Raw genomic sequence first — 13,777 nt, 5'->3', positions numbered from 1 at the left:
GCTCTATGATAATTTCGTTTGACTTGGATGATACGCTTATTTCCAAAAATAAATTCAGATTAGAAAAGCCAATTTTATTTCAGCGATTATTTGGTCTTGAATGTATTCGTTTAGGTACCGTTGATTTATTCAAAAAATTAAAAAACGAAAAGCATAAAATTTATATTTATACCACTTCTTATAGAAGTGTTTTAAGAATTAAATGGACATTTTATATTTATGGTGTTTCTGTTGATTACATCATAAATCAGCAGAAACACCAAAGAAAAATTAAGAATTTAGATTTCAATTGTTCTAAATTTCCTCCTATGTTTCATATTGATATCCATATAGATGATTCACAAGGTGTGAAAATGGAAGGAGAAAAATATGGATTTAAAACCATAATTATTTCTGAAACAGATGAAAATTGGACCCAGACAATTTTAAAATCTATCTAAAGTTTTAGTACCAAAGTTCAGCTACCTCATTTTTAATAAATCCTAACGCTGCATTGCTTGGAGATTGTTTTTCTAATAAATCATTCAAGATTACTTCACGAAGCTTATCAGCATCTTCAACTTTTTCGCTCATTGCTGCTTTACGAATCATTTGGATTGTTGCGTTCTTTGCAGTTGAAATGATTGTCCAGCATTCTTCAGACATATAAATCTGTTGGGTTAAATTATGTTCAAATTCATGTTCGATTTGGTCGATTAGGTAATTTTCGTAATCGTGTTTGTTTTGAGAAATAGGAGAAATTCTGATTAGCAATTTTGTCAAGTTAATACGCTCTAAAAATAAAGTCATACGTTCGTAAGCTTGCAAACGTATTGGCAACGACTCTTTGTGTGCCTGTTTGTTTAATAAAAAAGCACGTTTTTTATCGTTGTTTTTAATATGCAGTTCAAAAAAACTGTAAGCAACAAATCCAGTAACAATTGCAGGTAAAGTATAACTGGCTAATTCTATAATTCTTGTAAAATCCATTGGGTTAATTTTTTAGCAAAAATATACTTTTTGATGAGAAATCAACTTTAAATTTATAGTAATAAACAAAAAGGAAGATGTATTTTTACAACTTGTTTTACCATGACTGAAATGTATTTTTAATGGATTTATATCTACTATTTTTTCTTTGTTTGGCCGCTTTTGCTGCAGGATTTATTGATGCAATTGTAGGCGGCGGCGGATTAATCCAGACACCTATGGGATTAATTTTATTGCCAAATCTTCCTGTTTCGACTGTAATTGGCACTTTGAAAATTCCAGCTTTTAGCGGAACTGCTTTTGCAGCTTTTCAATATTTAAAAAAAGTTGTTATTCAGTGGAAAGTTTTAATTATCATGATGTGTTTGGCAGTTCCGTCGGCATTTTTAGGCTCAACAGTTTTAACTATGGTCAGCAATGATTTTATGAAACCGCTTTTATTAGTGGTTTTGTCCTTGTTGTTTGTATATACTTATGCTAAGAAAAATTTTGGACAGCATGAAGAAAAAGACCATTCTCCTGCAAGACAAATATTTTACGCAGTTGTGATAAGTATGATTGTTGGATTTTATGACGGATTTATTGGGCCTGGCACAGGAAGTTTTTTTGTAGTGGCTTTCATTGCGCTTCTAGGTTTCGATTTTCTTCATGCTTCCGCGAATGCTAAAATGGTAAATCTGGCAACGAATTTTGGTTCGATTTGCCTGTTTATGATTAAAGGAAAAATCATTTGGGCAATTGCAATCCCGATGGCAATAAGTAATGGACTTGGTGGATGGCTTGGCGCAAAACTTGCCATCAATAAAGGAAACGGTTTTATTAGAATTTTCTTTTTAATTGTAGTTGTCGGAACGTTGATCCGATTTGCTTACGATGTGTTTTTTAAATGAGATTCTAAGTTGCTGAGTTTTCTCGCTTTTGCCTATAAAAAAACTCAGCAACTTAGAAACTTAGAATCTAAAAAAAACTTAGTATCTCAGAATCTTAGCTACTTAGAACCTTTCAAAAGCATCTTAGGAACTTTCTTTTTAAATTCTTAATTTTGCATAAAAGGAGAAAATTACATGCAGAAATATATTGACCAGCTCAACGAAGCGCAAAGAGCGCCTGTTTTAAAGAAAGACGGGCCAATGATTATTATTGCTGGTGCAGGTTCGGGAAAAACACGTGTTTTGACAATTAGGATTGCGTATTTGATGGCTCAAGGTATTGATTCTTTCAATATTTTGTCGCTAACTTTTACTAATAAAGCAGCTCGCGAGATGAAACACAGGATTTCGGATATTGTGGGCGCATCTGAAGCGAAAAATCTTTGGATGGGAACTTTTCACTCGATTTTTGCGCGTATTCTTCGTGCTGAATCAGATCATTTGGGATATCCTTCCAATTTTACCATTTATGATTCTCAAGATTCCGCTAGATTAATTTCTTCGATTATCAAAGAAATGCAGCTTGATCGTGATGTTTACAAACCAAAACAGGTTTTAGGACGTATATCTGGATATAAGAATAACTTGATTACGGTAAAAGCATATTTTAATAATCCAGAGTTGGTTGAAGCTGATGCAATGGCGAAAAGACCAAGATTGGGTGAAATTTATCAGCAGTATGTAGATCGCTGTTTTAAGGCAGGCGCAATGGATTTTGATGATTTGTTGTTGAAAACCAATGAATTACTTACTAGATTCCCAGAAGTTTTAGCTAAGTATCAAGATCGTTTCCGTTATATATTGGTTGATGAGTACCAAGATACTAACCACTCTCAGTATTTGATTGTTAGAGCTTTATCGGACAGATTTCAGAATATTTGTGTAGTAGGAGATGATGCTCAGAGTATTTATGCTTTCCGTGGAGCGAATATTAATAATATTTTGAATTTCCAAAAGGATTACGAAGGTGTAGTTATGTTTCGTTTAGAGCAGAATTATCGTTCAACTCGAAATATTGTTGAAGCCGCAAATACTGTAATGGAACACAATAAAACCAAACTGGATAAAGTGGTTTGGACCGCAAATGAATTTGGACCGAAAATTAAAGTTCATAGAAGTTTGACTGATGCCGAAGAAGGGCGTTTTGTTGCGAGCACAATTTTCGAACAGAAAATGCAAAATCAATTGCATAATGGTGCTTTTGCAATTTTGTATCGTACCAATGCGCAATCTCGTGCAATGGAAGATGCTTTAAGAAAACGTGATATTCCGTATAGAATTTATGGCGGATTATCTTTTTATCAACGTAAGGAGATTAAAGACGTTTTATGTTATTTGCGCTTAGTTCTGAATCCGAAAGATGAGGAAGCTTTGATTCGCGTTATCAATTATCCAGCTCGTGGAATTGGAGATACAACAATTGAAAAACTGACTATTGCAGCCAATCATTACAAGCGTTCGATTTGGGAAGTAATGGTGAATATCGATAAAATCGATTTAAAACTGAATGCAGGTACTAAAAATAAGTTGAAAGACTTTGTAACAATGATTCAGAGTTTTCAGGTTATCGATCAGAATCAGGATGCATTTTATATCACAGATCACGTTGCAAAGAAAACTGGTTTGGTTCAGGAACTGAAAAAAGATGCTACTCCAGAGGGAATGGCTAAAATTCAGAACATCGAAGAACTTTTAAACGGTATTAAAGATTTTACCGAAGGACAGAGAGAAGTGGACGGAGCAAGAGGTGCGCTTTCTGAGTTTATGGAAGATGTAGCTTTGGCGACAGATTTAGATAAAGATACCAACGATGAAGATCGTGTAGCTTTAATGACGATTCACTTGGCAAAAGGACTAGAGTTTCCGCACGTGTTTGTAGTGGGAATGGAAGAAGATTTGTTTCCAAGTGCTATGAGTATGAGCACAAGAAGTGAACTAGAAGAAGAACGCCGATTGTTTTATGTGGCATTGACTCGTGCAGAACATCAGGCGTACTTGACTTATGCGAATTCTCGCTATCGTTGGGGGAAATTAACTGATAGTGAGCCTTCTCGTTTTATTGAAGAAATTGAAGATCAATATTTAGAATATTTAACGCCAGCAGAAACAAACTATCGTTATAAATCTCCTATTGATGGTGATATTTTTGGCGATGTAGATAAATCAAAATTGCGATTAGCAAAACCAGTTGGAGGAACTCCTCCTAAACATATTACAGACAATAGTCCGAAACCAGATTTAAATATTCGAAAATTAAAACCTGTTTCTGGAAATGCACCAAGCAGTGGAAACTCCAATTTATTTGACAGTAAATTGACGGTTGGAAATGTTGTAATGCACGAACGTTTTGGTAGAGGGGAGGTAATAAATCTTGAAGGTGTTGGAGCAGATCGAAAAGCAGAAATTAGATTTGAAGTTGGAGGAATCAAGAAATTGTTGCTAAGATTTGCTAAATTAGATGTAGTAGGATAAGAATTATTGTTTCAAGCTTCATGCGTTACATCAAGCAACTTGAAACTTTGGAAATAAAACAAAATAAACTAAAAAAATTATGGCAGAATTTATAAAAATATATCCAGATAAACCTAGTGAAGCTGCTATTGCAAAAGTGGTAAAAGTGCTTCAGAATGGTGGTTTGGTAATTTATCCGACAGATACTGTTTATGGTTTAGGTTGTGATATTACCAATTCGAGAGCGTTAGAAAAAATCGCTAGAATAAAAGGAGTAAAATTAGAAAAGGCAAACTTTTCATTTATTTGTTGCGATTTAAGTAATCTGTCAGACTATGTGAGACAGATAGACACATCGACTTTTAAGATATTAAAGAGAGCTTTGCCAGGCCCATATACTTTTATTTTGCCTGGAAATAATAATCTTCCTAAAGAATTTAAAAAGAAAACTACAGTGGGTATTCGTGTTCCTGACAATAATATCATCCTAGAGATTGTTCGTCAGTTAGGAAATCCCGTTGTTTCAACTTCTATTCGTGATGAAGACGATGTTATAGAATATACTACCGATCCAGAATTGATTTTTGAAAAATGGCAAAATCTTGTAGATCTGGTGATAGATGGTGGTTATGGAGATAATATAGGGTCTACAATTATAGATCTTTCTGAGCATGAGCCAGTTATCGTCAGAGAAGGTAAGGGAGATATTGGCATTTTGTAAAAAAATACACTAAAAGTATAAAAGTATAGAAATTATGAGTAACTTTATTATGTTAAAATTTAGTTAGTTACTTAAAAATAATGCTATTCTTGATTTATATTTAATTGGTTATTAAAAAAAATTAAGGATACATAAAAGCAGGTCTATTGACCTGCTTTTTCTGTATTATAAGTATGTGAAACTCTAATTATTTTTGTTGTTTCTTCATTTCTTTTTCAATCATATCATAGAATTGATCGATTTTTGGCATAACTACGATACGAGTTCTTCTGTTACGAGCTTTGTTCTCAGGAGAATCGTTAGCTACTAATGGTACATAAGAGCTTCTACCTGCAGCAATTAATTTAGCTGGGTTAACTCCAAGATCGTTTGTCAATACACGAACGATAGAAGTAGAACGTTTAACACTTAAATCCCAGTTGTCTAAGATAATTCCGTTGCTTTTGTAAGGTACATCATCAGTGTGTCCTTCAACCATACACTCAAAGTCAGGTTTGTCGTTTACAACTTTTGCAACTTTAGCTAAAACAGTTTTAGCTTTATCACTTACATCATAGCTTCCGCTTTTGAATAATAATTTGTCAGCGATAGAGATAAATACAACTCCTTTTTCAACATTGATTTCGATGTCTGGATCGTTGATTCCAACTGCACCTTTTAAACTTGTAACTAATGCTAAAGTAACACTGTCTTTTTTAGTTAAAGCATCTTGAAGTCTAGAGATTTTCAAATCTTTTTCTTTTAAACTTTCAAGAGATTTTTCAAGGTTTTCAGCACCTTTAGTAGTTAAGATAGTTAAATCTTTAGAACTATTAATTAGATCTTGATTATGTTGTTTGTAGCTTTCAGCTGTTGCAGCTAATCCAGCTTTTTCTTCTAAGCACGAATTTAATTTTACAGTACATGAGTTTAACAAATCTTGAGTCTCTTTGTTTTTAGCTTCTAACTCTGCATATTTCTTTTTAGAAACACAAGATGTCAGGGCCATTAATACTGATAGTGCGATAACTATTTTTCTCATAAATTTAATTTTAATTAGACTTGATTACAAATTTAGTTTTTAATATTTTGAATACTGTTAAAGATTTCTTTAAATAAGGTCAATTTCTTGATATAATAAAGGAAAACGATGCTTTTTACTGTATAGTATTGCTGTAATTGAAAATCTTTTCGCTTTTTTAAGTATTTTAAAGATAGGCAATAAAAAGAAAAATGCGCTTTTAAAATAGCAAAAGTATGTCCAAACTTGCCTTGTGTGAAAAAGCGTATGCCAGCAATTCCATCTAAAACCATGCGGAAAAAAATCACAAAAAATAAACCTTTTGAAGGAAGATTTTTAACTAGCATTAACAATGAATTTCTAAAATTCAAATAAGTTTTTTTAGGATTTCCTTGTTGTAATGTTGCGCCACCAACATGGTAAACAACAGACTGATAATTATATTTTATAACATGGCCTTCGTTAGCAGCACGCCAACATAAATCTATTTCTTCTTGATGTGCAAAGAAACTTTCGTCAAAACCTCCTAATTCATGAAAAATATTTTTCCTAATGAAAAAACAAGCGCCCGATGCCCAAAATAATTCAATATTAGTATCGTATTGTCCATTGTCTTTTTCGATTGTGTCGAATATTCTTCCCCTACAGAAAGGGAATCCATATTTATCAATAAAACCGCCGGCAGCACCTGCATATTCAAAATATTCTTTATTTTTAAAATCCAGAATTTTTGGCTGAATAATAGCAGTTTGATGTTCTTTTTCAAAAGTGTCAAGAATGGGTTGAAGCCAGTTTTCTGTGACTTCAATATCTGAATTTACCAATGCATATATTTCTGCATCAATATGTTGTAAAGCGTCATTGTAGCCTTTTGCAAAGCCATGATTGCCTGAGTTTTTTACAATTTTTACGGTTGGAAATTGTTCTGCAATAAATGCAATAGAGTTATCCGTAGAATCATTGTCTGCAACATAAATTGTTGCTCCTTCTGAATACTGAATAACAGATGGTAAAAATTGCTCTAGCAATTTTACTCCGTTCCAATTTAAAATGACAACTGCTATTTTATCCAAAAGTACTCAATTATTTATTCTTTGTTAATGATTTTCTTTATAGTCAGGAAGGCTTCTTAAAAACTCATATTTCTCGTTTTCAAAATCCATTTGACAATAAAAATGGTTTAGTCCGTTTGTCACATTCAAAAACCGTGCCTGCATTGTCATATTGTAACGGGCAATCTGATCAAAAGTTGCCTGAGAGATTTTAACTTCTGGTGCTTTGCACTCTACTAATATATGTATAGAGCCATTAGGGTTAAATACAACAACATCGTATCGTTTTCGTAATCCGTTGACAGTTAAAACTTTCTCTACGTTGATAAGCGATTTTGGATATTTTTTTTCGTGCATTAAAAAATGAACAACGTGCTGTCGAACCCATTCTTCTGGCGTAAGAATTATAAATTTTTTCCTGATTTCATCAAAAATAGACACTTTATTTTCGCTATTTTTGAATCGGAAACTATAAGCAGGGAAATTAAGTTTAAGCATAAAGCAAAAATATAAAATAGTTTTTTGTTTCAAAGTAACTTGAAACTTTAAACTTGAAACAAGTATAAATGGACGAAGTAGTAAAAATTGTTAACGATATCAAAGCCGGAGATATTAAACCGATTTATTTTTTAATGGGTGAAGAACCTTATTATATAGATAAGTTATCGGAATATATTGAACAGAATGTTTTAGCTGAAGAAGAAAAAGGCTTTAATCAAACAGTTTTATATGGAAGAGATGTTTCTGTAGATGATATTGTTTCAACGGCCAAGCGCTATCCTATGATGGCTGAACGTCAAGTTGTTATAGTGAAAGAAGCGCAGGATTTATCAAGAACAATTGATAAAATCGAATCGTATGTAGAGAATCCAATGCAAACTACCGTTTTGGTTATTTGCTATAAATATAAGACACTAGATAAACGTAAAAAAGTTACCAAACTATTAGGACAGAAGGGCGTTGTTTACGAAAGTAAAAAATTATATGAAAATCAGGTAGGAGATTGGATAAAGCGTGTTTTAGCTGGAAAAAAATACACCATTGATCCAAAAGCTAATGCCATGTTAGTTGAATTTTTAGGTACAGATTTGAGTAAAATCAATAATGAGCTAGAAAAACTGCAGATTATTTTACCGAAAGGCACTATGATCACAGCAGAACACATTGAAGAAAATATTGGTTTTAGCAAAGATTATAATGTATTTGAACTTCGAAAAGCAATTGGAGAACGAAATCAATTGAAAGCTTATAAGATAGCAGAAAACTTTGCTCATAATCCTAAAGAATATCCTTTAGTTATGACTACAGGTTTGGTATTTGGCTTTTTTGTTCAGCTTCTAAAGTATCATGGATTAAAAGATAAAAATCCTAAAAACGTTGCATCGGTACTTGGAGTAAATCCGTATTTTTTAAAAGAATATGATTTGGCGGTCAAAAATTATCCAATGAGAAAAGTAAGTCAGATTGTTGGCGCTTTACGCGATATTGATATTAAAAGTAAAGGTGTGGGTGCTAATGCTTTACCTCAATCAGATTTGTTAAAAGAAATGCTTTATAAAATATTTAATTAAGCCATTAAAATTCACGATATTTGCCTTTCTAAAAATTTGACACTATTAATATTTACATAATTATGGGAATGAATAAAAACACCATTTTAGGATGGGCCACTTTAATAATGGTACTTATGGGATTTTTGCTTATAGGTCTTGGAATCTTTAGATACAGCGATGTTTCAGGTTGGGGATTTGGTGCTGTTGGAGTAGGTTTCCTTGCTAATGCTTGGGTTTTCAATGCTCTGAAAGGTAGAGTTTAAGATGTCAGAATTCAAAAAAAATAAATAATATAATAAAAAATAAAAAATGTCAGACGATAAGAAAGTAATTTTCTCAATGCAGAAATTGAGTAAAACCTATCAAGGAGCAGACAAACCAGTTCTTAAGAATATTTACCTTAGTTTCTTCTACGGAGCTAAGATTGGTATTTTGGGACTTAATGGTTCTGGTAAATCTTCACTTTTAAAAATTATTGCTGGAGTTGATAAAAACTACCAAGGAGATGTAGTATTCCAGCCTGGTTATACAGTAGGATATTTAGAGCAAGAACCAATTCTTGACGATTCTAAAACAGTTATCGAAATTGTTCGTGAAGGAGCAGCCGAAACTATGGCAGTTTTAGAAGAATACAATCAAATCAATGATTTGTTCGGTCTTCCAGAATATTACGAAGATCAAGACAAAATGGATAAATTGATGGACCGTCAAGCAGCATTGCAAGACAAAATTGATGCTCTTGGCGCTTGGGAAATCGATACAAAATTAGAAATCGCAATGGATGCATTGCGTACTCCAGAAGGAGATACGCCAATTAAAAACCTTTCAGGAGGTGAGCGTCGTCGTGTAGCTTTATGCCGTTTGTTATTGCAACAACCAGATGTATTGCTATTGGATGAGCCAACCAACCACCTTGATGCTGAGTCAGTTCTTTGGTTAGAGCAACATTTAGCACAATATTCTGGAACTGTAATTGCAGTAACACACGACCGTTATTTCTTAGATAATGTTGCTGGATGGATTTTAGAGCTAGATAGAGGAGAAGGTATTCCTTGGAAAGGAAATTATTCTTCTTGGTTGGATCAAAAATCAAACCGTTTGGCTCAAGAAGAAAAAGTGGCTTCTAAACGTAGAAAAACTTTAGAGCGTGAGTTGGAGTGGGTTCGTCAAGGAGCAAAAGGTCGTCAGACAAAACAAAAAGCACGTTTACAGAACTACGACAAATTATTAAACGAAGATCAAAAACAACTAGACGAAAAATTAGAGATCTACATTCCAAATGGACCACGTTTAGGAACAAATGTTATTGAAGCTAAAAATGTTGCAAAAGCTTTTGGTGATAAATTATTATATGATAATTTGAATTTTACTTTGCCTCAAGCTGGTATTGTTGGAATTATCGGACCAAACGGTGCTGGTAAATCGACTATTTTCAAAATGATCATGGGCGAACAAGCTACTGATAGTGGAGAATTTTCTGTTGGAGACACAGTAAAAATTGCTTATGTAGATCAGTCACACTCGAACATTGATCCAAATAAATCAATCTGGGAAAACTTTGCAGATGGTCAAGAATTGATTATGATGGGAGGAAAGCAAGTAAATTCTAGAGCTTATTTATCTCGTTTTAATTTTGGGGGCGGCGAGCAAAACAAAAAAGTTTCAATGCTTTCTGGTGGAGAGCGTAACCGTTTGCACTTGGCAATGACTTTGAAAGAAGAAGGAAACGTACTTTTACTGGATGAGCCAACGAATGACCTTGATGTAAATACTCTTCGTGCACTTGAAGAAGGTTTAGAAAATTTTGCAGGTTGTGCTGTAATTATTTCTCACGACAGATGGTTCTTAGATAGAATTTGTACACACATCTTAGCTTTCGAAGGAGATTCTGAAGTTTATTTCTTCGAAGGTAGTTTCTCTGATTATGAAGAAAACAAAAAGAAACGTCTTGGCGGTGATTTAACTCCTAAACGTTTGAAATATAGAAAATTAATTAGATAATTTTTTTAATAAATTTCAAATAAAAAATCCCAAATTCCAAATTTATCGGAGCTTGGGATTTTTATATTTTATAGGTTTTTACGTTAAGTTTGTCATTTCGACGAAGGAGAAATCTTCACAAGTAACTCCGCAACGAGAATCCAATCTTTGTCGAGTTTCTCACGAAGATTTCTCCTTCGTCGAAATGACAATATTACGTTCACTGAAGTTTTACTTTTTGGAATTTGGAATTTTTACATTGGAATTTTCTACAAAAACTTAGATTTCAATTCTGGAGTTGGAATCATGCAACTTTCTTTTTTGCCGTACCAATTGTATCTGTTTTTTGCAACATAATCATAAATTTTATCGCTTACAAAAATTGGCACAATTCTAAAAATAGGAGTTAATTTCCAAATGCCTCCAAAGTTTTTAGCGATTTCAAGAATTGCAGAAGATTTGTAAAAATATGCTGTTCCAGGATCGTATAAAATAATACTATCCATTTTAGAAAAGCTAATTCCTAAATGTTTACAGATAGAAATTCCTAAATCAGACTGCAGTGCAACAAATCTAAAAATATCTTTTTTGTCGTTATTGATGATAAACTGTACAGCGGAACTGCAGAGATTACAAACTCCGTCAAAAAGAACTATTTTTTTATTTTTTGGAAGACTTTCCATTTTATAATTTGTATTTCAAGTTTTATATTTCAATTCTTAATTGAAATAAATAAAACAGGAATTAATATGTTTTTGCTTGTATTTATAATGTCTATTGATTTTTGTTTTTTAATAAATTTTAGAAATCAAAAACGACATCAGTAAATTAGTTTAAATCTATTTTTAAAAAATAGGAATGTTCTTTTATGTAAAAATAAAAATCGTCCCTTAAATCGCTTTATTTTTATTTTTATTTTTTTTACCAATTTTTAAGGACTGAAAACTTATTTCTTAACTGCTTCTACCAATTCCAATTCATCCAAACTTACTTTAGAAGTAAAAATACCATAATTTACTGTCGCTTTATTTTTTTCGATAGCATCTATACTTCCAACAGATCTCCCGTCAAGCATTCTTACTCGATCACCAATTTTTAAAATCGGTTTTGGTTTTTCAACAACTGGTTTAAGTTTTTTCTCTTTTTTCTCTTTTCGTATTTCTTCAACTTTTACCTTTACTTCAGCAATAATTTCTTTTTGCTTTTCAACTTTTTCTTTAGTTTCTTTTGGAGTTGCTTTTTTACGTTTTGAATTTTCAATCTCAACTATTTTCAAAAATTCACCAATAAGTTCTTTTTTGTTTTTGTTGTTAAAATACTTTTCAGCAATATCATCAATTTTTTGTCCAATGTAAATTATCTTTTGATTACTGTCGTACAATTCTTGATAGCTTTCTAATTTTTGCTGAATTCTCGTATTGATGTTTTCCATCTTCTTACTCTCTTCACGCGCTCTGGTTTCTTCTTCTTTTAAATTTAAAGAAGTTTTTTCCAGTTTCGATCTTTCTTTTTGAAGTGTTGCGATGGTTTTATCAAAACGAACTTTTCCAACTTCGATTTTCTTTTTCGCACGATTAATCAATCCAAACGGAATTCCATTTTTCTGAGCGACTTCAAACGTAAATGAGCTTCCTGCCTGACCCAAAGCCAGTTTGTACATCGGTTCTAAAGATTTTTCATCAAACATCATATTCGCATTCGTTGCATATGGCAATTCGTTTGCTAAAATTTTCAAATTAGAATAATGCGTTGTGATAATTCCGAAAGCTTCACGGTGATAAAATTCTTCTAGGAAAATTTCAGCCAAAGCTCCACCCAATTCAGGATCAGAACCTGTACCAAATTCGTCAATTAAAAACATGGTTTTCTTATTACATTTCTTTAAAAAGTAATTCATGTTTTTTAATCTATAGCTATATGTACTTAGATGATTTTCAATAGATTGATTATCTCCGATATCTGTTAAAATTCTATCAAATAAGAAAGTTTCGCTTCTTTCATGAACTGGAATCAAAATTCCAGATTGCAACATTAATTGCAATAAACCTACCGTTTTTAAGGAAATAGTTTTTCCTCCAGCGTTTGGTCCAGAAATTACAATAATTCTGTTTTCTTGTTTTAGCTCAATGGTTTGCGGATGCGTAACTTCTTGTTTTTGTTTGTTGTTCAAATACAAAATTGGATGATACGCTTCTCTAAAGAACAATCTTCTTTCTTCGGTAATTGTTGGCAGGATTCCATTAATGCGATTTGCATATTTAGCTTTTCCAGCAACTACATCAATATCACTTAAAAAATCTTGATATTCAACTAGTAAAGGAAGAAAAGGACGAATGACATTCGATAAATTTTTTAAGATTCGCGTTATTTCTTCTTTTTCTTCGTATTCTAAATTAGCTAATTCTCTAGAATATTTTAAAGTAGCTTCTGGTTCAATGTATGCGATACTTCCAGTTTTTGAACTTCCTAAAATTGAGCCTTTTACTTTACGACGATACATAGCTAAAACAGCTAAAACTCTACGGTTTTGCACGAAACTTTCTTTAATATCGTCCAAATAACCCAAGCTATTGTATTGAGTTAAAGCCACGCCAAAACTTTGATTCACTTTTCCGCGAACCAAATTCATATTCTGACGAATTCCGGCTAAAGCAGGAGAAGCATTGTCTTTTATTTCTCCATATTTATCAACTATTGCATCAATTGCAGAGATAATGTCTTTTGTTAGTTCTACTCTAGAAGCCCTTGCATTTAGATTCGGATAGTAGTCATCGAATTTTTTTAAGAAGTTCAATAAGACATTTGTTGTCGCTGAAAGGTTAGCGATTTTTCTAAAACTTCCTACTTCAAGAAAACTGTCTTCGATTGCTAAAAACTTAATTTCATGCGTAATGGCATCAAATCCGTGATTCGGAATTGCGTTATTATTTTGAAAAGAAGACACATACTCTGATGTTTGCATCAAAGCTTGCATTAATTCTTCTTTATCTCTAAATGGTTTTATTTGTAAAGCCTTTTCTTTTCCAATGTCGGTGTTGCAACCATCTGAAATGGTTTCTAATACAGTTGGAAATTGTAAGTCTTGTAATGTTTTTTCTGTAATACTGATCATTTAATTTCTT

General features: G+C 32.5%; 13 protein-coding genes. 7 read left to right on the top strand and 6 right to left on the bottom strand.

From position 1 onward, the window contains the following. Nucleotides 1-5: 5 nt before the first annotated feature. Nucleotides 6-440, top strand: a complete 435-nt coding sequence (locus JC605_RS08165; protein WP_198855731.1) for a hypothetical protein — start codon at nt 6-8, stop codon at nt 438-440. Nucleotides 441-444: 4 nt separating this feature from the next. Here JC605_RS08165 and JC605_RS08160 read toward each other — a convergent pair whose 3' ends face one another. Continuing rightward, nucleotides 445-969 (bottom strand): hypothetical protein, encoded by a 525-nt coding sequence (locus JC605_RS08160; protein WP_198855730.1) that lies wholly within the window; start codon nt 967-969, stop codon nt 445-447. Between the two features lie 122 nt (nt 970-1,091). Between JC605_RS08160 and JC605_RS08155 the strand changes: the two genes are divergently transcribed. From JC605_RS08155 to JC605_RS08145, 3 genes are all read left to right on the top strand, one after another. Beyond that, a complete protein-coding gene (locus tag JC605_RS08155; protein WP_198855729.1) occupies nt 1,092-1,859 on the top strand; it encodes a TSUP family transporter in 768 nt (255 codons plus the stop codon). 174 nt (nt 1,860-2,033) lie between these two features. Beyond that, complete coding sequence (locus JC605_RS08150; protein WP_198855728.1) at nt 2,034-4,370, top strand: ATP-dependent helicase; 2,337 nt, start codon at nt 2,034-2,036, stop codon at nt 4,368-4,370. Between the two features lie 79 nt (nt 4,371-4,449). Continuing rightward, entirely contained in the window at nt 4,450-5,070 is a 621-nt protein-coding gene (locus tag JC605_RS08145) for an L-threonylcarbamoyladenylate synthase (RefSeq protein WP_198855727.1), read from the top strand. A gap of 187 nt (nt 5,071-5,257) precedes the next feature. Here JC605_RS08145 and JC605_RS08140 read toward each other — a convergent pair whose 3' ends face one another. Genes JC605_RS08140 through JC605_RS08130 form a run of 3 tightly spaced genes read right to left on the bottom strand, consistent with a single transcriptional unit; the run spans nt 5,258 to nt 7,620 of the window. Continuing rightward, a complete protein-coding gene (locus JC605_RS08140) occupies nt 5,258-6,091 on the bottom strand; it encodes an OmpA family protein (RefSeq protein ID WP_198855726.1) in 834 nt (277 codons plus the stop codon). 32 nt (nt 6,092-6,123) lie between these two features. After that, complete coding sequence (locus tag JC605_RS08135) at nt 6,124-7,143, bottom strand: glycosyltransferase (RefSeq protein ID WP_198855725.1); 1,020 nt, start codon at nt 7,141-7,143, stop codon at nt 6,124-6,126. Nucleotides 7,144-7,167: 24 nt separating this feature from the next. Beyond that, on the bottom strand, nt 7,168-7,620 hold the full coding sequence (locus JC605_RS08130) for a type I restriction enzyme HsdR N-terminal domain-containing protein (protein WP_198855724.1): 453 nt from the start codon (nt 7,618-7,620) through the stop codon (nt 7,168-7,170). Nucleotides 7,621-7,688: 68 nt separating this feature from the next. Between JC605_RS08130 and holA the strand changes: the two genes are divergently transcribed. From holA to ettA, 3 genes are all read left to right on the top strand, one after another. Continuing rightward, a complete protein-coding gene (holA, locus tag JC605_RS08125) occupies nt 7,689-8,693 on the top strand; it encodes a DNA polymerase III subunit delta (RefSeq protein ID WP_198855723.1) in 1,005 nt (334 codons plus the stop codon). 62 nt (nt 8,694-8,755) lie between these two features. Next, nucleotides 8,756-8,938 (top strand): CAL67264 family membrane protein, encoded by a 183-nt coding sequence (locus JC605_RS08120; RefSeq protein ID WP_198855722.1) that lies wholly within the window; start codon nt 8,756-8,758, stop codon nt 8,936-8,938. Nucleotides 8,939-8,984: 46 nt separating this feature from the next. After that, complete coding sequence (ettA, locus tag JC605_RS08115) at nt 8,985-10,676, top strand: energy-dependent translational throttle protein EttA (protein WP_198855721.1); 1,692 nt, start codon at nt 8,985-8,987, stop codon at nt 10,674-10,676. 248 nt (nt 10,677-10,924) lie between these two features. Here the strand turns inward: ettA and JC605_RS08110 are convergent, their stop codons facing one another. Further along, entirely contained in the window at nt 10,925-11,338 is a 414-nt protein-coding gene (locus JC605_RS08110) for a thiol-disulfide oxidoreductase DCC family protein (protein WP_198855720.1), read from the bottom strand. Between the two features lie 263 nt (nt 11,339-11,601). Beyond that, nucleotides 11,602-13,767 (bottom strand): DNA mismatch repair protein MutS, encoded by a 2,166-nt coding sequence (locus JC605_RS08105; RefSeq protein ID WP_198855719.1) that lies wholly within the window; start codon nt 13,765-13,767, stop codon nt 11,602-11,604. Nucleotides 13,768-13,777 lie beyond the last annotated feature (10 nt).

The sequence above is a fragment of the Flavobacterium sp. IB48 genome, from assembly GCF_016405855.1.
In the GTDB taxonomy this organism is placed as follows: domain Bacteria; phylum Bacteroidota; class Bacteroidia; order Flavobacteriales; family Flavobacteriaceae; genus Flavobacterium; species Flavobacterium ginsengisoli.
Note: the sequence above shows the minus strand (reverse complement) of the source record. Positions and strands in the feature narration are given on the sequence as shown.